The organism is Burkholderia reimsis (assembly GCF_003294055.1).
GTDB lineage: Bacteria > Pseudomonadota > Gammaproteobacteria > Burkholderiales > Burkholderiaceae > Burkholderia > Burkholderia cepacia.
In genome coordinates this window covers 42752-60888 of record NZ_QMFZ01000011.1, presented here as the reverse complement: position 1 = coordinate 60888, position 18137 = coordinate 42752, and the positions used below count along the sequence as shown (strand labels likewise).

Annotated in this window: 16 protein-coding genes and 1 pseudogene; 5 read left to right on the top strand and 12 right to left on the bottom strand. The window is 71.0% G+C overall.

Translation table 11 applies throughout. From position 1 onward, the window contains the following. Positions 1-39 precede the first annotated feature (39 nt). Positions 40-240 (bottom strand): annotated as a pseudogene (locus DPV79_RS15120) (hypothetical protein); the annotation flags it as partial. A 19-nt stretch (positions 241-259) separates the two neighbouring features. After that, positions 260-427: a DUF1427 family protein gene (locus DPV79_RS15115; RefSeq protein WP_021160826.1), complete on the bottom strand. Its 168-nt coding sequence runs from the start codon at positions 425-427 to the stop codon at positions 260-262. A gap of 118 nt (positions 428-545) precedes the next feature. Here DPV79_RS15115 and DPV79_RS15110 point away from each other — a divergent pair, with 118 nt between their 5' ends. Then, the gene (locus DPV79_RS15110) at positions 546-1469 is read left to right on the top strand and encodes a LysR family transcriptional regulator (protein WP_113045782.1); all 924 of its coding nucleotides are present in this window, start codon (positions 546-548) and stop codon (positions 1467-1469) included. Positions 1470-1491: 22 nt separating this feature from the next. Here the strand turns inward: DPV79_RS15110 and DPV79_RS15105 are convergent, their stop codons facing one another. Together DPV79_RS15105 and DPV79_RS42070 are read right to left on the bottom strand one after the other, a co-directional pair. Next, complete coding sequence (locus tag DPV79_RS15105; RefSeq protein ID WP_021160828.1) at positions 1492-2178, bottom strand: hydrolase; 687 nt, start codon at positions 2176-2178, stop codon at positions 1492-1494. 8 nt (positions 2179-2186) lie between these two features. Then, the gene (locus DPV79_RS42070; RefSeq protein WP_133295647.1) at positions 2187-2462 is read right to left on the bottom strand and encodes a hypothetical protein; all 276 of its coding nucleotides are present in this window, start codon (positions 2460-2462) and stop codon (positions 2187-2189) included. On the opposite strand from DPV79_RS42070, the gene DPV79_RS15100 reads away from it, so the two are divergent. From DPV79_RS15100 to DPV79_RS15085, 4 genes are read left to right on the top strand one after another with little or no spacing between them, the layout of a single operon-like run. Beyond that, positions 2461-2721, top strand: a complete 261-nt coding sequence (locus DPV79_RS15100; protein WP_069253404.1) for a DUF1427 family protein — start codon at positions 2461-2463, stop codon at positions 2719-2721. The two genes, DPV79_RS42070 and DPV79_RS15100, sit on opposite strands and share 2 nt — an antisense overlap. A 10-nt stretch (positions 2722-2731) precedes the next feature. Next, on the top strand, positions 2732-4312 hold the full coding sequence (locus DPV79_RS15095; RefSeq protein ID WP_113045781.1) for a cation:proton antiporter: 1581 nt from the start codon (positions 2732-2734) through the stop codon (positions 4310-4312). Between the two features lie 47 nt (positions 4313-4359). Next, complete coding sequence (locus tag DPV79_RS15090) at positions 4360-4752, top strand: OsmC family protein (protein WP_048025920.1); 393 nt, start codon at positions 4360-4362, stop codon at positions 4750-4752. A 32-nt stretch (positions 4753-4784) separates the two neighbouring features. Then, entirely contained in the window at positions 4785-5666 is an 882-nt protein-coding gene (locus DPV79_RS15085; protein ID WP_021160832.1) for a pirin family protein, read from the top strand. A gap of 81 nt (positions 5667-5747) precedes the next feature. Here DPV79_RS15085 and DPV79_RS15080 read toward each other — a convergent pair whose 3' ends face one another. The 8 genes from DPV79_RS15080 to bcsZ are packed head-to-tail and all read right to left on the bottom strand — an operon-like array spanning position 5748 to position 18137. Continuing rightward, entirely contained in the window at positions 5748-5951 is a 204-nt protein-coding gene (locus DPV79_RS15080) for a hypothetical protein (protein WP_042975818.1), read from the bottom strand. Beyond that, a complete protein-coding gene (bcsG, locus tag DPV79_RS15075; protein WP_021160834.1) occupies positions 5933-7489 on the bottom strand; it encodes a cellulose biosynthesis protein BcsG in 1557 nt (518 codons plus the stop codon). The genes DPV79_RS15080 and bcsG overlap by 19 nt, the downstream gene beginning before the upstream one ends. Before the next feature lie 27 nt (positions 7490-7516). Then, positions 7517-10054 (bottom strand): UDP-forming cellulose synthase catalytic subunit, encoded by a 2538-nt coding sequence (gene bcsA / locus DPV79_RS15070; protein WP_113045780.1) that lies wholly within the window; start codon positions 10052-10054, stop codon positions 7517-7519. Then, the gene (gene bcsQ, locus DPV79_RS15065; RefSeq protein WP_021164403.1) at positions 10051-10827 is read right to left on the bottom strand and encodes a cellulose biosynthesis protein BcsQ; all 777 of its coding nucleotides are present in this window, start codon (positions 10825-10827) and stop codon (positions 10051-10053) included. Before bcsQ ends, bcsA begins: the two co-directional genes overlap by 4 nt. Further along, on the bottom strand, positions 10824-11057 hold the full coding sequence (locus tag DPV79_RS15060) for a hypothetical protein (protein WP_113045779.1): 234 nt from the start codon (positions 11055-11057) through the stop codon (positions 10824-10826). The genes bcsQ and DPV79_RS15060 overlap by 4 nt, the downstream gene beginning before the upstream one ends. After that, positions 11054-13036 (bottom strand): cellulose biosynthesis protein BcsE, encoded by a 1983-nt coding sequence (gene bcsE / locus DPV79_RS15055; RefSeq protein WP_113045778.1) that lies wholly within the window; start codon positions 13034-13036, stop codon positions 11054-11056. Before bcsE ends, DPV79_RS15060 begins: the two co-directional genes overlap by 4 nt. Positions 13037-13047: 11 nt before the next feature. Beyond that, complete coding sequence (locus tag DPV79_RS15050; protein ID WP_113045777.1) at positions 13048-16929, bottom strand: cellulose synthase subunit BcsC-related outer membrane protein; 3882 nt, start codon at positions 16927-16929, stop codon at positions 13048-13050. Then, the gene (gene bcsZ / locus DPV79_RS15045; protein WP_113045776.1) at positions 16914-18137 is read right to left on the bottom strand and encodes a cellulose synthase complex periplasmic endoglucanase BcsZ; all 1224 of its coding nucleotides are present in this window, start codon (positions 18135-18137) and stop codon (positions 16914-16916) included. The genes DPV79_RS15050 and bcsZ overlap by 16 nt, the downstream gene beginning before the upstream one ends.

Here is an 18137-nt window from a genome sequence, read left to right as displayed (position 1 = left end):
ACGAGCGTCGGCATGCCGGGGCCGCCGTCGCCGCGCCACGTCGATCGTCGGCAGGCGCTTCCCGGCGAACGGGGGCTCGGTGAAACCGCCGGCCACGCGCACCCATTGCGGCGCACGCGCGATCGCCACCTGCCGCTCGAGCATGCCCATTGCAAGCGCGAGCGACGGGTTCGCGCGGTCGAGGGTCGTGAACCTTCCGTTGTGAAGGATCAGATCCGGTCGAGTGGCGGGTGCGTTCATCAATGTGCCTTCGATCCAGTCAGAAACCGAGCCAGTGACGGACCGGTGCGACGGCCGCGACGCCGGCCAGCATGCCGGCCAGCCCGACCAGGGCAATCAGCGGCGGTGCGGGCGAACGCACCTTGACCACGCTGTACATGACGCCGACCAGCATGCCGGCACCCAATGAAACGACATACGATTCCATACGCTCCTCACGACTGGATTAGAATGACCCCGCATTTCCGCCCGCACGGGCGCCATGCGCTCGCGGCGCGATCCGCTGCCGCCCCACCCGCTTCGCTTGCCTGCCACGCCTTCCAGCCATGCAACACCTTCCCGATCTCGAAGCCTGGGCCATCTTCGCGCGCGTCGCCGAGACCGGTTCGTTCGCCAAGGCCGCCGACCTGCTCGGCGTATCGCAACCGACCGTGTCGAAAGCGATCGCCCGCCTCGAAAAACGCCTCGGCGCGATGCTGTTGTACCGCACGTCGCGCAAGCTGTCGCTCACGCCGACCGGCGAGCTGCTGCGCGATCGCGCGATCCGGCTGCTCGCCGATGCCGAACTGATCGAAGGCGAAGCCTCCGCGCATGCGCTCGAACCGCACGGCCTCTTGCGCGTGAACGCGCCGATGTCCTACGGCCTGTGCAATCTCGCGCCGCTGTTGCCCGCGTTTCTCGAACGCTATCCGCGCGTCGACGTCGACCTCGTGCTGACCGACCACTTCGTCGACATCGTGTCCGGCGGCTTCGACGTCGCGATCCGGATTGCCGAACTGAACGATTCGTCGCTGCGTGCGCGCCGCCTGTGCGCGGTGCGCCGGCCGCTCGTCGCGTCGCCCGCGTATCTCGACCGGCACGGCCGGCCGACTCATCCGGGCGAACTCGACCAGCACGTATGCCTGACCTACACGAACAGCCCGACGCCCGAATTCTGGCGCTTCCGCCACAAGACGTCGGGCGAGGAATTCGGCGTGCCGGTGCGCGGCCGCATTCGCGCGAACAACGCCGACGTGCTCCGCCCCGCGCTGATCGCCGGCCAGGGCCTTGCGCTGCAGCCGTCGTTCCTGGTGTGGGACGAGTTGCAAAGCGGCGCGCTCGAGGAAGTGATGCATGACTGGAAAATTCCCGATATCAACGTCAACCTCGTCACGCCGCCCGGCATGCTGCGCGCCGCGCGCGTGACGGCGTTGCTCGACTTTCTCGTCGAACACCTGTCGCACGCGCCGTGGGCGCTGCCGCCCGTCTGACCGCGCGGCAGCACGCGGCCGGTTACTTCGCCGGCACGGCCGGAATCGACTCGTGCGGCGTCGCGGTGCGCTGGGCGGCCTTGTGGACCATCGTGTATGCGTAGTCGACGCCCATCCCGTACGCGCCCGAGTGTTCCTTCGCGATCGCCATCACCGCGTCGTAGGTGTCGCGGCGCGCCCAGTCGCGCTGCCATTCGAGCGCGACCTGCTGCCAGGTGACCGGCACGACGCCGGCCTGGATCATCCGCTGCATCGCGTAGTCGTGCGCGTCCTTCGACGTGCCGCCTGACGCATCGGCGACCATGTAGATCTCGTAGCCGCCTTCGAGCATCGCGCAGAGCGCGAACGTCGTGTTGCAGACCTCCGTCCACAGGCCGGACACGACCACCTTCTTGCGGCCGTTCGCGGCCAGCGCGTCACGCACCTTCTGGTCGTCCCACGAGTTCATCGACGTGCGCTCGAGCGTCTTCTGGTTCGGAAACACGTCGAGCAGTTCAGGGTAGGTGTAACCGGAGAAGCTGTCGCTTTCGACCGTCGTGATCGTGGTGGGAATGTTGAATGCCTTCGCGGCCTTGGCGAGCCCGACGACGTTGTTCTTCAGCGTCTGGCGATCGATCGACTGCACACCGAACGCCATCTGCGGCTGCTGGTCGATGAAGATGATCTGGCTATTGTGGGGAGTGAGGACTTCAAGCTTGGCGTTGCTCATGGCGCGAATCATCCTTTGGTCTGGAAACGTTCAAGGCTTGCCTCGACCGGGATGGCGGAGGAGCCGGCTGTGCGTCGCCCCGGAGCGGCGTGTTCCGGTTGCAGCCATTTAATCGGAAAAGTCGCGGCCCGAACATCCAAGAAATGGAATCGATCGAATTCCGAAAGAGGGGGGCTCCGAAGGCTGTCCGCCCTTTTTTTCCGCACGTAAAACCGATACGCTTCCAGCACATTGAAGGCGCCGCGTTCGCGCCCGACCAGCCTGTCACGAGAGGTTTTCATCATGAAACCGTATTTTCTGTCGCTGTTCGCCGGCATCCTCGCCGGTGTCATCTACGGCGCGCTCGGCGTGAATTCGCCGGCGCCGCCGATCATCGCGCTCCTCGGCCTGCTCGGCATGCTGGCCGGCGAGCAGATCCTCCCGCTCGCGCGCCGGATGCTGTCCGGCTACCGGCTCAATACCGCATGGCGCGACGCACAATGCGGCCAGCACATGTTCGGTACGCTGCCGGGCGGCGGCGCCAACGACCGCAAGCCGTCGTGACGCCAGGCTCATGACCAACGTCGAACTGTTTCATTACCTGCTGCTGTTGATCTGCGGCGCGGGCGCGCTCACATGGCTCGCCGAACGCATCTCGATTCCGCCGGCCGTCGTGCTGCTGCTCGGCGGCTGCGTGGTCGCGGTCGCCGGCAAGCGTGTACCCGACATGGACCCGGCGCTGCTGCTCGCGGCCGTGCTGCCGCCGCTGCTGATGTCGAGCGGGTTCTACACCGCGTGGAAGGAATTCCGGCAGGAGCTCGCATCGATCGCGTCGCTCGCGCTCGGCGCGGTGGTGTTCACCACCGTCGCGGTCGCGCTCGCCGTGCATGCCGTGAACCCGGCGCTGCCGTGGGCCGCCTGCTTCACGCTCGGCGCGATCGTGTCGCCGCCCGACGCGGTCGCCGCGAAGGTGATCCTGCAGCGCCACCCGCTGCCCGCGCGGCTCGTCGCGGTGCTCGAAGGCGAGAGCCTCGTCAACGATGCGTCGGGCCTCCTGCTGTACCAGATGGCCGTGTCGGCCGCGCTGGCGGTATCGATCACGGCCGCCAGCGCCACCGGCCTGTTCTTCTCGCTGACGCTGATCGGCATCGCGGTCGGCCTCGCGTGCGGCCATGCGATGTGCTGGATGCTGCCGCGCCTGCGCGACCCGATGCTCGGCATCGTCGTGACCTTCGCGATGGCGTGGGGCAGCTACGGGATCGCGGAAGCCGTCGACGGCTCGGGCGTGCTGTCGGTGGTGACCTGCGGCCTCGTGCTCGGCGTGCGCCAGCATCGCGTGTTCGACGCCGACATGCGGATCAAGGCGAAGGCGACCTGGGAAGCGATCGTGTTCGTGCTCGACGCGCTCGTGTTCATCCTGATCGGCCTCGCGCTGCACGCGATCCTCGCACGCGTGAACCACGAAGGCGCGGTGCTGATGGCCGGCCTGCGCGTCGCGCTGCCCGCCACCGCCGCCGCGATCGGCGCGCGCGTCGTATGGGTGTTCGTCGCGATGTGGCTGCCGGGCCGCCTGCGCGCGCCGCGCGCGGGCCACGCGCCGTGGTCGTGGCGCGAAGCCGTCGTGCTCGGCTGGTCGGGCATGCGCGGTGTCGTGAGCCTCGCGGCCGCGATCGCACTGCCGGCCACCTTCCCCGGCCGCGACCTGATCCTGTTCAGCACGTTCCTGCTGATCATCGCGACGCTCGTCGTGCAGGGCGGCACGCTCGCGCCGCTGATCCGCGTACTGAAGCTGCGCCCGGCCGCGCGGCACACGATGTCCGAGCACGCGGTGCGCGCGCATACGTTCGGCGCGGCGCTCGCCGAACTCGACGCGCTCGAACAGCGCGGGTCGAGCCTCGAACGCCCTTCGCTCGACCGCCTGCTCGCCGAATACCGGAACCGCGTGACCTTCAACGAACGCGCGTTTCGTCATGGCACCGAACCGGCCAACGTGCGGGCGCGCATGCTGCGCGTCGAACTCGACCTCGTCGGCGTGTCGCGCCGCGCGCTGCTCGACCTGCATCGCGACGGCAAGGTCGACGACACGGTGCTGCACCGGATCGAATCGGAACTCGATTTCGAGGAACTGCGCCTGCAGCGCCTGCTCGAACCCTGAAGCCCGGCCAAGCCGCCGCCTCCCCCCTTTCTCCTTATGGAACTGCAATGAGCGAACTGTCCGTCGAAGCAAGCATCGGCGCCGTCGATTACCTCGTCCACTTCACCGACGGCGTCCACCAGTGGCGCGCCGACGAGCCCACGCCGCTCGGCGGCGGCGACACCGCGCCGACGCCCGTCGCGCTGCTGCTGTCGAGCCTCGGCGCATGCACCGCGATCACGCTGAAGATGTATGCGCAACGCAAGGGCTGGCCGCTCGCCGAAGTGCACGTGAAGCTCGCGCACGAATCGGGCGGCGCGGGCAGCACGATCGTGCGCCGCATCACGCTCGACGGCGACCTGTCCGGCGAACAGCGCGAACGCCTGCTGCAGATCGCGAACGCCTGCCCGGTGCACAAGATCCTCTCGCATCCGATCACCATCGACACGGCGATCGCCTGACGCGCCCTGCATCGACCACGAGAATCCCCACCATGTCCGCCTCGATCAAGACCCTGCTCACGCCGCGCGAAAGCGACATCGGCAACCTCGTCGTGCGCCGCGTGCTGCCCGCGCGCGCCGCACGCCTCGTCGGCCCGTTCATCTTCTTCGACGAGATGGGGCCGGCCGTGCTGCCGGCCGGCCGCGGCATCGACGTGCTGCCGCATCCGCACATCGGCCTGGCGACCGTCACCTACCTGTTCGACGGCTCGCTGATGCATCACGACAGCCTCGGCTTCCGGCAGAAGATCGTGCCGGGCGACGTGAACTGGATGACGGCCGGCCGCGGCATCGTGCATTCGGAGCGCTCGCCCGACGAAGACCGGCCGCGCGAGCAGCCGGTGCACGGGATCCAGACCTGGGTCGCGCTGCCGGTCGAGCATGAAGACACCGCGCCCGCGTTCGTCCATCATCCGGCCGACACGCTGCCGTCGTTCACGCGTGACGGCACGACCGTGCGCGTGATCGCGGGTACCGCGTTCGGGCTCGCGTCGCCGGTCGCCGTGTTCTCGCCGACGCTTTATGCGTATGCGGAATTCGCGGCAGGCGGCACGCTCGCGCTCGATGCCGAACATGAGGAACGCGGCGTATATCTGGTCGACGGCGACCTCGCCATCGACGGCACGCCGCTCGCCCCCGCGACGATGGCCGTGCTCGAACCCGGCGCGACCGTGGCGCTCGCCAGCGCAAGCGGCGCACGCGTGATGCTGCTCGGCGGTGCGCACCTGCCGGGCGAGCGTTTCATCGAATGGAATTTCGTGTCGAGCGCGCGCGCGAAGATCGACGCGGCCCGCGCCGCGTGGGCCGATCAGACCTTCGGCAAGGTGCCGGGCGAAGAAAACGAATGGACGCGCCAGCCGGAACGCAAGGCGTAATAGACGCAATAGGCACGACAGGCAGGATCGCCCACAGGCAACCGACGGCCGGCACGCATGCCGGCCGTCGTCCCGTCCGTGTTACGCCGACGGTTTCAATCCCATCAGCTTCGCCAGTGTCGGCCAGCGGTCGAGCGACTCGATGAACGCACGGCGCGCCTGCTCGTCGACATAACGCCCGGGATCGAGCGCGGGCAGATGCCGTGCGAGGCCGAGCACGTCGTTCGGTTGCGACAGGCGATCGTCGTCGCCATCACCGTGCAGCATTACTGTTCGTCGATCCATACGCCATCCGGAGTCTTCACCGAGTAACCCTCGGCCGTCTGCATCGTCACCGTGCCCTCGTTCTCGCCGACCATCCGCGTGCGCGGCAGGTCGGCCGCGTATTGCGCGAGCGTCGTGCCCGGCTTGAACGGGCTGTTCGACACGAGGTTCGACAGCAGTTGCGCGAGCGCGAGGAAGCTGGTCGGCTGGTCGATCACGGTCGTCGCGCCGTGATTGCCGGCAAAGCCGACGAGCCGCACGCCCACCGGCCCGTGCACGATGCGCGGCGTCGGGATCTCGCGCAGGCCCGCGACCTGGTACTTGTCGCCGCGCAGCGCGGCGCCGTGCTCGGGCACGAACACGATCACCGCACGGCGGCCCGATTGCGCGATCAGGTCGGCGAGGCGGTCGAAGTCGTCCATCATCTTCGTCACGCGCTGCGGATACGAGTCGATGCTCGTCAGCGAGCTGCCGACGATCCGGTTGCCGTCATGCAGGCTGATCGTGTTGTAGTACAGCGCGACCGGGCCTTGCACCGACGCGCGCTGCGCATACCAGTTCGCGAGCGTCGTGTAGTCGTCCTTGATCGCCGAGCCGTCGAACGCGTGCATCGCAACGGGCGCGGCCGCGTTCGAGATCATCGGCGCGTCGGCCACGCCGATGTTGTCGTGGATCACCTGCAGGAAATTGTCGAAGTGGCCGTCGTGGTTCAGCAGCGACTGCACCGAGTAACCGGCGCTCGCCAGTTGCGAGAACAGGTGGCACTGCTGCGGTGCGGGCTTGTACAGGTCGGCATGCGCTTCCTGCCCGCAGCTCGCGCGCAGCACGCGGATCGCCGCCGGGCCGCTGTAGCTCGCGGCCGTGCTGAAGTTCGAGAACAGGTAGTCGAAATGGCTCAGCATCGGATGGTTGCGCGCCTTCGCGGCATCGAGGTCGTCCCACGACAGCGAGCAGATGTGCAGCACGATCACGTCGAACTGTGCGGCCGGATCGCTGCCGAGGTGGCCGAACGCGACCTGTCGCTGCGACTCCTGCGTGCGGAACGTCGCGAGCGCGGCGTTGTGATCCTCGGGCTGGCCGGCGAGCGTCGTGCCCGCCGCGTTCGCCTGCTGCGGAAGCGGTGCGACGACGCGCGCCATCAGCCCGCTGCCGGCCTGCCACAGCGGCATCACGACCAGCACGGCCAGCACGAAGGTCGCGACGCGCAGCCAGCGGTTGACGATGAAGTAGACGATCAGCACGCCGGCCACCGTCAGCACCAGCACGGGCGGCAGCAGGCGCGGCAGCAGCTCCATCCAGTAGTCGAGGCGGAACGTGCTGACTTCCTGCGCGGCCTCGGCGAGACGGGCAAGCGGCGGCGCATGCAGCTCGCGCGCGAGCAGCGGCACGGCGATCGCGATCGCGACGACCTGCCGGACGATGCGCCACGCACGCCGCCGGATCGGCGCGCTCATCGCGAGCGCCACCGCGAACGCGAGGTTCGCGAGCCAGAACGGCTGCAGGTGCCCGGTCGCGAACAGCGCGAACTTCAGGATGAAATACAGATTCCAGAACGTCATCTAACCCACTCCATGATGAGCGCCGCGTCAGTCGCGCGCCCGATCGAGTTTCGGCGCCAGCATGGCCTGCAGGCCGCGCGCCGCACCCTTCCACATCCGTACATAGCCGTCCAGGCCGATGCGCAGCACTTCCTTCAGCCCGCGGAGCGGCGTGTCGACGCGCTGGCCTTCGTGCCAGTCGAGCCACGCGTCCGCGCGCCCGAACGTGCATTGCACGAGCTGGCGCTCCTGTTCGAGCGTCAGTTCCTCGAAGCTCACGCCGATATGGGTCGGCGTCACGCGGCTCACGCGCACCGGGAACGGGAACGGCCGGTCGCCGCGCGTCACGCACACCGTCAGCGTGTCGCCGACGGCGACCGGGAGCCCCGGCACCGCTTCGAGGCCCAGGCCGCCGGTCGAGTAGTCGCTCGTGAAGCATGCGGCCGTCGAGCCGTCGGCGAGCAGCAGCGTGGCCGGCACGCGCATCGCGATCCGGTGCGTGACGCGCACCTGCCTGGTCTCGCGCGCGACGGCCAGCGCGGCGCCGAGCATCGCGAGGTTGTACACGGTCCAGCCGAGCGTGATCAGGATCGTCGACGCCTCGTCGCCCTGGTCGGCCACGAGCCGCCAGATGCCCGCGAGAATCGCAAGCACGTTCAGCCCGAACAGCACGAGATACGGCTTCGACGTCGACCAGTCGACGTAACCTTCGTCGATCTTGCCGCCCTTGTCGGTCACGTTGAACTTGCCGTGCTTCGGGCTGAAGAACGCGACGGTGGTCGGAAGCGCGATGTACCACGCGAGCACCGACTCGTAGACCTCGGCCCAGAACGAATGGCGGTAGCGCCCCTGCATCCGCGAGTTCGCGACGTTCGCGAGCACCAGGTACGGGATCACGTAACTCGCGAGCGCGAGCGACGACGCGTTGATGAAGTACAGGTGGAAGAACAGGTACGCGAGCGGGATCGTCAGGAACACGAGCCGCGGAATCCCGTAGAAGAAATGCAGCATCGCGTTGCCGTAGCAGATCCGCTGGATCAGGCCGAGCCCGCGCCCGAGGAACGGGTTGTCGATGCGGAAGATCTGCGCCATCCCGCGCGCCCAGCGCGTGCGCTGCTTCACGTGACCCGCGAGGCTTTCGGTCGCGAGGCCGGCCGCCTGCACGGTCGGCAGGTACGCCGACGTATAGCCGCGCCGGTGCAGCTTGAGCGCCGTGTGCGCATCCTCGGTCACGGTCTCGACCGCGACGCCGCCCACCTCTTCCAGCGCGCTGCGCTTGAGCACCGCGCACGAGCCGCAGAAGAACGTCGCGTTCCACAGGTCGTTGCCCGACTGCACCAGGCCGTAGAACAGGTTGCCCTCGTTCGGGATCTCGCGGAACGTGCCGAGGTTGCGCTCGAACGGATCGGGCGAGAAGAAATGGTGCGGCGTCTGCACCAGCGCGCACTTCGGGTCGCGCAGGAACACGCCCATCGTCGTCTGCAGGAACGAGCGCGTCGGCACGTGATCGCAGTCGAAGATCGCGATGTATTCGCCGTGCGTCTTCGGCAGCGCGCGGTTGATGTTGCCGGCCTTCGCGTGGCGGTTGTCGTCGCGCGTCAGGTAGTCGATGCCGGCCTCGGCCGCGAACGCCGCGAACTCGGGGCGCCGGCCGTCGTCGAGCAGGTACACGCGCAGCTTCGCGCTCGGCCAGTCGATGCTCTGCGCGGCGAATACCGTCGGCTTCACGACCGACAGCGGCTCGTTGTAGGTCGGGATGTAGATGTCGACGGTCGGCCAGGTGTCGGGATCGTCGGGCAGCGGCACGATCGGCCGGTCGAGCGGCCAGGCCGTCTGCACGAAGCCGAGCAGCAGGATCATCCACGTATAGGCTTCCGCGCCGTACAGCAGGTAACCCGCGACGGCCTCGACGGGGCCGCGGAAATCGAGCGTCTGCGTGGTGCGCCACCACACGTAGCGCACCGTCGCGAGCAGCGCGAGCGACGCGAGCGCGAGCGTCGGCAGATGGCCCGGCAGGCGGCGCAGTGTGAGCGCCAGCACCGCGACGATCGCGAAGAACGCGAACTGCGCGCCGGGCATCAGCGGCGACATGCCGGCCGCGGCCCACAGCAGTGCGCCGGCCACCAGCAGCAGCGGCGCGAGCCAGCGGCGCCGGCCGACGCCGTTCGCGCGCGCGTCGAGCCAGCCGCCCCAGCGCACCCATGGCAGACGCTCGAGCAACGCGTTGATGCGCCGGCCGACCGCGCGCCCGGCCACGTAGACGGGCACGACGTACTTGTCGAACCAGGCGAGCGGATCGCGCGCGGGGCGGCCGTCGGCCGCGCGCGGCGCCCGCACGATCGCGCGCCACAGCCATTCGCGCGGGCTGAGCGGCTGCAGCACGCCCCACTCCTGCGCGAGCCGCAGCGACGCGACACGCACCCAGCGGCGCACGTGATCGGGCCGGCCGGGCGGCGGGGCGTGGAAGAACAGCCGCACGAGCCAGTCGACCAGCGTGCGTTGCGCGGGCAAGCCGATGCCGCTCGCGAACCAGTCGGCCGTGCGGCGTCCGAATGCGCGCAGGCGCGGCGCGATGCGCGCGTTCATCGCGCCGCTCCGCGGCGAACGGCCGCGCGTGCCGCCAGCCAGGTATCGACCCAGTTCGCGACGCCGTTCAGGTCGTGCGACGCCTGCGAATACGGCGCATCGTCGAAGATCCAGCTGCCGCGCGCGAGCGCTTCGGGCACGGCCGCATCGACGTGGATGCGCTGCTCGAGCATCGACGCCGGCCCCGCGACCGCACGCAGCATCGCGAGCGCGTCGCGCTGCATGTCGCGCGCCGGATTCAGCCGGTTCACGACGATGTGCAGTTCGCCGCCCGCCCCGAGCGCACCGAGCCGCGCGGCCGTCGTCGCACAGGCGGCCGGCTCGGGCGGCACGACGACGAGCGTCAGGTCCGCGCGGCGAATCGCCTGCTCGGCCTGCGTCGACGGATAGCGCGCGGTATCGATCAGCACGACGCCGTCGGCCGGCAACGCGATCTCGTCGAGCGCGCGCGACAGCCACGCAGGATCCGCCGCGAGCCGCGCATCGCATGCGGCCGCGCCGGCCGCGTCGACCTGCCCGTAAGGCACGAACAGCACGCCATCGGCGTTGCGCCACGTGTGCGCATGCCACGGCTCGGCGCCGCCGAGCACGCTCTGCGCGAGGCCGTGTTCGGCCAGCGTGTCGAGGCCGAGCGTCGCGCCCATCAGGTTCTGCGCATCGAATTCGACGGCGACGACCGGCCGGCCGCGGCGCGCCAGCAGCACCGCGAGCGCGGCCGTGAGCGTCGTGCGGCCCGCGCCCCCGGTCGTCGACGTAATGGCGATCGTCTTCATCGGGCCACCTCACCGTGACGTTCGTCACGCTCGCCACGCTCGCGCCCGGCATCGGGCAGCAGCCGCCCGCGCAGCGCGACCGGCACGAGTTCGCACGGCACCGCGTCACGCCGGTCGATCCCGCGCGGTGCATGAAAACCGTGGCCGATGCCGAGATGCTGCGCGACGATCCACACGGGCACCGCGATCGCGATGCCGACGATGAATCCGATGACGAGTTCGGCGATCATGCGACCCCCTCCTTGCGCAGCGGCATCGCGCTGCGGATGGCGCTGCGCTTGCGCGCGGCGAGTATGACGGGTTCCGGCGCCGAAGCGTCGGCAGCCGCGGCCGCCGCAGCCGCCGGCATCGCACCGATCGCCTCGAGCGCGACGATCGTATCGATCGCGTCGATCGCACCGCTCACTTCGCCCGCGTCGGGCAACGCGTCGCCGGGCCCGGTGCGCGCGAGCGGGGCGCGACTGGCGCCCGCCGGCTGCGCGGCCCCGAACAAGTCGCTGTAATCGGCGATCGGCGCACGCCGGTTCTCGGCCTTCAGCGCGTTGAGTTCGGTATCGATGCTGCCCTGCCCGAGACACACGACGCGGTCGGACAGCGTGTCGACCGGCACGTCGAAGATGCGCGCGAGCGCGTCCTCCGCGTCCGCCGGTTCGCACGCGAACAGGAACACGTACAGGTGCGCGGCATCGGCCGTCACGACGTCGCCCGCGCGGCGCGGGCGGCAATGCCGCAGCGCGTCGACGTGCGACACGCCGGGCAGCAGCGCGATCTTCGCGAGCGTGTGCGGCAGCGCGAGCACGGCGCCGCGATCGAGCACCGCGCGAATCCGCAGGCAGAACGCGCCGACCGCCAGATAACCGAGCACCGAATCGCCGAGCGCGGCCGCGAGCGCCGCACGATAGTCGGCCGCGACGGGCCGCGCATAAAGCTGGCCGCGCAGTGCATGCACGGCCCCCTGCAGTCGCGATACCGGCAGGTCGCGTGCGATGACGCGGCTCGCGCCGACGCTCAGCACGAGCATCTCGAACTGCTGGCGCAGCACTTCGCCGCGCTCGACGACCGCGATCTTCAGCGCACCGCCGCACTGCCGGCGCAGCGTGTGCACGTCCGCGCACAGCGCTTCGAGCTGCGCATGCGAACGGAACACGAGCACCGCGGTCGCGGCCTGCGCATGCGCACAGGCGGCAACGACGGCCGCGTTGTCCTCGACGATTTCCCAGCCCTGCGGCGCGCGGTTCGTGCCGTCGAGCACCGCGCGGCTGACGACGACGCGATCCTCGTCGCTCGCGAGCTTCATCCGGTTCGCCGGCTCGGTCGCGCCGCCGTCGATGCTCGCCGACAGCCGGCCGCCCGGCGCGAAACGCAGCGGCCGTACCTCGCCGGCCGCGAGCGTATCGCCCGCGCGCCAGAAGTCGACGATCCACAGCAGCTCGCCGTGGGTGCGCTGCAACTGCGCGACGCCCGAGCAGATACCGTGGAAACCGCTGCGCGGCGTGCGATCCGCATCGCGCACGAGCGGTGCATCGTCGGTGCGTGCCGCGTCGTCCGCGCGGGTCGCTTCGGGATCGAGCAGCAGCACGAGCGCGATCCGGCGCGTGCGGCACCAGTCGGCGAGCGCGTGCGCCTCGTCGGCGAGCGCGATCGGGTCGTCCCAGCTGAACCAGCGCTGCGCGCCCTCGACGAAATACAGCGAGCGTGCGCGAAAGCCGTAACGCTTCATCGCGCGCAGGCCTCCGGTCAGCCGCGCGAACGGGCCCGGTGCCGCGCGACGCGGTGCGTCGGCCGTCGCGCCCGCGCCTGCGCCCGTGCCGTCACCGCCGGCCGGCTCGGCCGCGGGCGGCATCGCCAGCACGTTCAGGTTGCGCGGCCAGCCGGCCGGATGCGCGCCGTCCGCGAAACCGCGCGCCCGCATCTGTTCGGCAACGTGCGCCGCGTCGCGCGCGAGCACGACCGTCACGTCGCGCGTGCGCGCCTGCCGCGCGCTCTCCCACACGAGCGCATCGCAGGCCGGCGTGCCGCCGGCCGCGTAGATCGCGTACAGGCCGCCGGCTTCCAGCTGTGTCCACGCGTCGGGCAAGCCGTCGATCGCGAGCCGGCTCACCGTGCCGGCGCGGCCGCCGGCCGGCCCCGCGCCCAGCAGCGCACGCAGGCGGCCCAGCAGGCCGGCGGCGCCGAGCGCGGGACGGGTGGCATCGATTTCCGTATTCACGGCGCGTTCCCCTAGTAATCCGAATAAAGCCGCACGGGTGTCGGCGTGACGAGCCAGCTGCGTTGCGCACGGGCATCGAACGCATAGCGCAGGTACACGAGCGCCGAACTCGGCGCGTAGTCGTGCGACCGGTCGACGTGCAGCTGCGCGCCGACGCTCAGGTGCGGGTTCACGCGATACTCGACGATCCCGTTGATGCCGTACGAGAACGACACGCCGCGCGTCGAGCTGCCCGCGTACACGAACCCGGCCGCCACCTGCGCGGCCCGCTGGTCCGAGAACGTCGGGTAATACAGCGAATCCTTCTCGTAGCTGTTCGAGATCCCGCCCGTGACGGTCAGGTCCCACGACAGCGCGTCGTGCCGGCCCGCCCATTCGATCGGCACGCCGAGCGACAGGTAGCGCTGCGGGCTGTAGTAACCGCCCTGCCCGTAGGTGTAGTAGCGCAGGTTCTGCGCGTAATGCCACGCGTTGCCGACGAGCCCCGTGCTGACCTTCATCGTCGCGCGCTCGTACACGGGCACCGTGAAGCCGGTGCGCAGCGTGACTTCCGCGTTGCGCTCGACGTTTCGGCCGGACAGCACGCCCGCGCCGAGTTCCGCGAACAGGTTCGTGCGGCCGACGTCGACCGACGCGCGCAGGTTCACGCCGTCGCGGCGCACGCCGCCCCAGACCGCGCCCGTCCACGGGTCGCGCATCCCCGCGTACGACAGCACGCTGCTCGTTTCCGGCCGCCGCGACGCGTTCACCGAGAAGCTGGCCGGGCCCGCGTCGAACCGGTAACGCACGCCGCCGACGAGGTAATGCACGGGAAAACCGAGCGGCGACGTGCCGAGGTCGACGCGCCATGCGTCCGACAGATAACCGGCGCCGAGCGCGACGCCCGTCGTCGACTGGTGCCGCGAACCCGGCGGATTCGCGATCGATGCGGGCGTCAGCGCGTTCTGCGCCTTGAGCGCCGCGAACGTGCCGAAGGTCTTGAGCGAATACGCATTCGCGTCGCTCGTATCGAGCGTGCCCGGGTCGAGATGCACGGTGTCGATCTGCGCGAACACGTGGCCGTCGTAGCGGACCGGCATCTGCATGTAGATCGGCACCTGCTGCGCGCGATACGAAGAGATGCCTTCGTCGCCCGACTTGTAGGCAGGCGTCCAGCCGGTCTCGATCTCGGGATTGCGCCGCTGCTCGAGATCCGCGAACGCGGCCTGCGCGGGCGTCAGGCCGTCACGGCCCGGGCTCACGCCCGTCGCGCGCTCCTGCGATTGCGACAACCGGTACAGCGACGCCGCGTCGTCATAGCGGCCCTGCGCCTCGGCCACGCGCCCGGCCGCGACCGTCACGTCGGCGCGCGCCGGATACGCGGCATGCAGCCGGTCGGTCACCTGCGCGGCTTCGTCCGCGCGGCGCAGCGCGTTCAGGCGGCGCACGGCCGACAGTTGCGTGTCGACGTCGTCGTCCGGCGTGCGCGCGAGTACCGCCTGCACGCGCGCCAGCGCGGCGGCACGGTTGCCGCTGTCCTCGTCGATGCGTGCCAGCGCGAGCTGCGTATCGGCATCGTCCGGCGTGCGCGCGACGACCGGCGCGAGCGCATCGCGCGCCGCGTCGTAACGGCCTTGCGCGCGCTCGAGATCGGCCCGTTCGAGCGCATGACGCTTGTCCGCGCGGCCGGCCGGGCTCGCACGATCGAGCAGCTTGCGCGCCTGTGCGTAGTCCTGCCGTGCGATCGCCTCGTCGGTCTGCCGCAACACGAGCCGCAGCGACTGGTCCTCGATCCGCGCCGTCTGCGCGGGCGTCAGCGACGGTTCCCGGCGCAGCGCGTCGAGCCACGCGGCAAGCGCGTCGTCGCGCCCCGCGCTGCCGAGCAGGTCGCCATAGCGCAGCCGCACGTCCGTATCGGCTTCACGCGGGTGCGCGGCGATCCAGTCGTGCAGCGGTGCGAGGCCGCGATCCGGTTCGCCCGCGTCGATCCACTGCGCGCCGATCGCGGCGAGCATGTCGGGATCGTCCGGCGCGCTCGCCTGGGCCTGCGCGAGCGACGCGGCGAACGCCGTGCGGTCGCCGCGCGCGAGCGCATCGCGTGCGTCGGCCAGCGCGCGTTGCGCATCGAGCTTGCGCGCGAGCGCGCGCATTCCGTCCGTACGATGCGCGTCGTCGACCGGCGCGAGCGCGGCCTGCGCGCCCGCCGCGTCGTCGACGGAGTTGCGATACAGCGCGGTCGCGTAGCGCATCTCGGGCGTCGCGCCTTGCGCGAGCCCGTCGTCCATCACCGTGCGGCCGAGCTGCGGCAGCCCCATGTCGCGATAAAGGCGCGCGAGCGCGAAGCGCGTCCACGGCGCGTCGGGCGCCGCGCGCACGGCCGCCTCGTAGCGCTGCGCGGCGGGCCCGCGTTCGCCCTTGTCCGCCAGCGCGCGCGCCTGGTCCGCGAGCAGGTCGGCACGCAGGCCGTCGAGCGCGTGCCGGTCGTCGCGGCCCGTCACGCGGCCTTGCAGCGCGTCGAGCAGCGGGCCGATCCGGTCCGCGCGGCTGGTGTTCTGATACAGCGTGGCCGTGTCGCGCACGGCCGCGAGGCTCGGCGAACGCGCGGCCAGCAGCTCGCGCAGCAACGGCTCCGCGCGCGCCCAGTCGCGCTGCGCGAGCAACGCATCGGCAAGCTGCAGCTTCGCGTCCGGACTGTCCGGCTGCATCGCGAGTGCCGCACGCGCCGCGCGCTCCGCGTCCTGCGGACGTCCCGCGGCGGCCGCCGCGCGGCCTTGCGCGAGCAGCCCCCAGAACTGCGCGGTGCGCGCGAGGCCCTGCCATTTGCCGCGCTGGTCGGTCGCGAGCGTCGCGGCGCGCGTGAACAGCGCGCGCGCCTCGTCGTGCCGCCCTTCGCGCAGGCGCAGCAGGCCGAGGCCGCCGACCGCGTCGGCGTCGTCCGCGCGTGCGCGCGCGGCGCGCGTCAGCAGCGGATCGGCGCCGGCCAGGTCGCCGCGCGCGAGCGCCTGCAGGCCGCGCTGCTGCGCGATGTAGTCGGGATCGCGCTCGAGCCGGCGCTGCGCGTCGCGCTGGCGATCCAGTGCCGCCGCGCGATCGACGAATTCGGTGTCGTCCGGCACGAGCACGAGGTACGCATGCAGCGCATCGAGATACGCGGGATCGCTGCCGGCCGACTGCAGCACACGCCGCCACTGCGCCATCGCCTCCGTATGGTCGGCGTCGGCGCGCTTCGCGAGCGCCCACGCGAGCCGGTTCGCCTCCGGCCGCGTGTCGGCACGCTGGTTCAGGAGCCGCACGAGCGCCATCGCCGCGCTCGTGTCCTGCGGATCGGCCGCGACCGCGCGGCGCAGCGCGGCGATCGCCGGCTCGCGCCCGCCCGGCGCATTCGACACGATCTGGTAGTACTCGGCGCCGAGCGCACCGTCCGGCGCACCGTTCGGAAACAGCGCGACGATCCGCCGTGCCGCCTCGTCGGCACGGCCGCTGCGCGCGAGCAGGCGAATCTGCGCCATCTCGCCGCGCCCGCTCGTCGCGACGCGATATTCGTCGGCGACCCGCCGCGTGGCAGGCGCATTCGGCGACTGTGCCTGCAGGCGCGCGAGCGAGGCCTGCGCGCCTTTCGCATCGCCGAGCCGCAGCAGCACGCGAACCTGTTCGGCCAGCAGCCCGGGATCGCCCGGCGCGATCAGCAGCCCCTTGCGCAGCGCGTCGCGCGCAAGGTCGTCGCGATGCTTGACGCCCCACATCCGCGCGGTGTCGAGCTGGCGCTGCGCATCGGCGGACGCGGCGGCCGCCGGCGTCGCGGAGGATGCCATCGTCGTGCCCGGCGCGGTGCCCGGTGCCGCCGCGCACACCGACGACGCGAGCCACGCGAATCCCGCGACGTGCGGCGCGGCGCGCTTCAGCGGGCGGCGCACGAGCGGCCTCCCCAGCGGGCGTCGAGCGTGCCGTCCGCGCCGAACCGGTAGCGCCCGTCGCGCCAGCCGAGCCCGAACAGCGTCAGCACGCTCGTGTAGTAACCGGGCGCCGACTGGCGCGCGAGCGTATCGACACGCGCCGCCTGCGCATCGGCGAGCGCACGCTGGCCGCGCGCGTCGAGAAACGGCACGGCGGCCGCCGAAAACCCGCCGTTGCCGTCGTTCGGCCCCGCGACGCCCGTCGTCGTGTCGACCTTCTCCGGCGGCGCGCCATGCGCGGCGATGTAGTCGGCGAACGGCGCAAAGCGTGCGAGCAACGGCGCGGCGAGCGGATCGGCGCGGTCGAGCATGCCGGCCCACAGATACACGCGGATCGCGTTGTACGCGCTCTCCGCATGCGTGTCGCGATCGGGCCCGAAACCCGTGCCCGCGCGATACAGCGCCCAGTCGGGCGAAAAGCCCTTCGGTGCCGTGTCGAGCAGCACGCGGCCGGTACTGGCGGCGAGCGCGGCCCAGCGCCGGTCGTCGGGCAGGCGCGCGCCGAGCGCGCGGATCACCTGCGGCGGCGAATAGCTCGGGTTCACGCGCCACTGGCCGTCGGCCAGCTTGAACCCCGTCGGCCCCGGCAGCAGCGTGAGGCCGAGGCCCGGCACGGTCGCGGTCTCGTCGTCGAGCACGCGCTTCGCGAGCAGCGCGCCGCGCGCCGTGTAGCTGCGCTCGTGCCACAGCCGTCCGGCCTCGACGAGTGCATACGCGATCCACAGGTCGGCGTCCGACGCCGCGTTCGCGTCGAGCACGCGCCACGCGCCGTCGGGCGCACGGCCCCACAGCCACGCCGGCAGGTGCGCGCTCAGGTCGCCCTGCGCGAGATTGTTCTCGGTCCATGCGAGGATCGTGTCGAACATGCGCCGGTCGTTCGCGACCAGCGCGAAGAAGAGTCCATACGCCTGCCCCTCCGACACCGTGCGTGAATCGGCCGAGCCGACGTCGATCACGCGGCCGTCGGCCGAGATGAAATCGCGCTTGAACGCGTCCCAGCGCGGCCACGCGGCGCCGCATCCCGCGTCGGCCGCGTCAGCCGTGCCCGCGGCGTGCGCGCGCGCGGCCATGCCGGCTGCCGTGCACGTCATCGCCACCGCCAGCGCGAGTACCGCGCCGACGCGCCGCGCCGGCCGCGTTGCCCGTCGCTTCGCCATAACCCGCGCCAT

Excerpts from the sequence above, each read along its gene's own strand:
- bcsZ (WP_113045776.1), bottom strand. The coding sequence starts at position 18,137 with ATGGCGCGGGTTATGGCGAAGCGACGGGCAACGCGGCCGGCGCGGCGC.
- DPV79_RS15115 (WP_021160826.1), bottom strand. The coding sequence starts at position 427 with ATGGAATCGTATGTCGTTTCATTGGGTGCCGGCATGCTGGTCGGCGTC.
- DPV79_RS15105 (WP_021160828.1), bottom strand. The coding sequence starts at position 2,178 with ATGAGCAACGCCAAGCTTGAAGTCCTCACTCCCCACAATAGCCAGATC.
- bcsG (WP_021160834.1), bottom strand. The coding sequence starts at position 7,489 with ATGACGTTCTGGAATCTGTATTTCATCCTGAAGTTCGCGCTGTTCGCG.
- DPV79_RS42070 (WP_133295647.1), bottom strand. The coding sequence starts at position 2,462 with ATGATGAAAACCTCTCGTGACAGGCTGGTCGGGCGCGAACGCGGCGCC.
- DPV79_RS15090 (WP_048025920.1), top strand. The coding sequence starts at position 4,360 with ATGAGCGAACTGTCCGTCGAAGCAAGCATCGGCGCCGTCGATTACCTC.
- DPV79_RS15110 (WP_113045782.1), top strand. The coding sequence starts at position 546 with ATGCAACACCTTCCCGATCTCGAAGCCTGGGCCATCTTCGCGCGCGTC.
- DPV79_RS15085 (WP_021160832.1), top strand. The coding sequence starts at position 4,785 with ATGTCCGCCTCGATCAAGACCCTGCTCACGCCGCGCGAAAGCGACATC.
- bcsA (WP_113045780.1), bottom strand. The coding sequence starts at position 10,054 with ATGAACGCGCGCATCGCGCCGCGCCTGCGCGCATTCGGACGCCGCACG.
- bcsQ (WP_021164403.1), bottom strand. The coding sequence starts at position 10,827 with ATGAAGACGATCGCCATTACGTCGACGACCGGGGGCGCGGGCCGCACG.
- DPV79_RS15095 (WP_113045781.1), top strand. The coding sequence starts at position 2,732 with ATGACCAACGTCGAACTGTTTCATTACCTGCTGCTGTTGATCTGCGGC.
- DPV79_RS15080 (WP_042975818.1), bottom strand. The coding sequence starts at position 5,951 with ATGGATCGACGAACAGTAATGCTGCACGGTGATGGCGACGACGATCGC.
- DPV79_RS15060 (WP_113045779.1), bottom strand. The coding sequence starts at position 11,057 with ATGATCGCCGAACTCGTCATCGGATTCATCGTCGGCATCGCGATCGCG.
- DPV79_RS15100 (WP_069253404.1), top strand. The coding sequence starts at position 2,461 with ATGAAACCGTATTTTCTGTCGCTGTTCGCCGGCATCCTCGCCGGTGTC.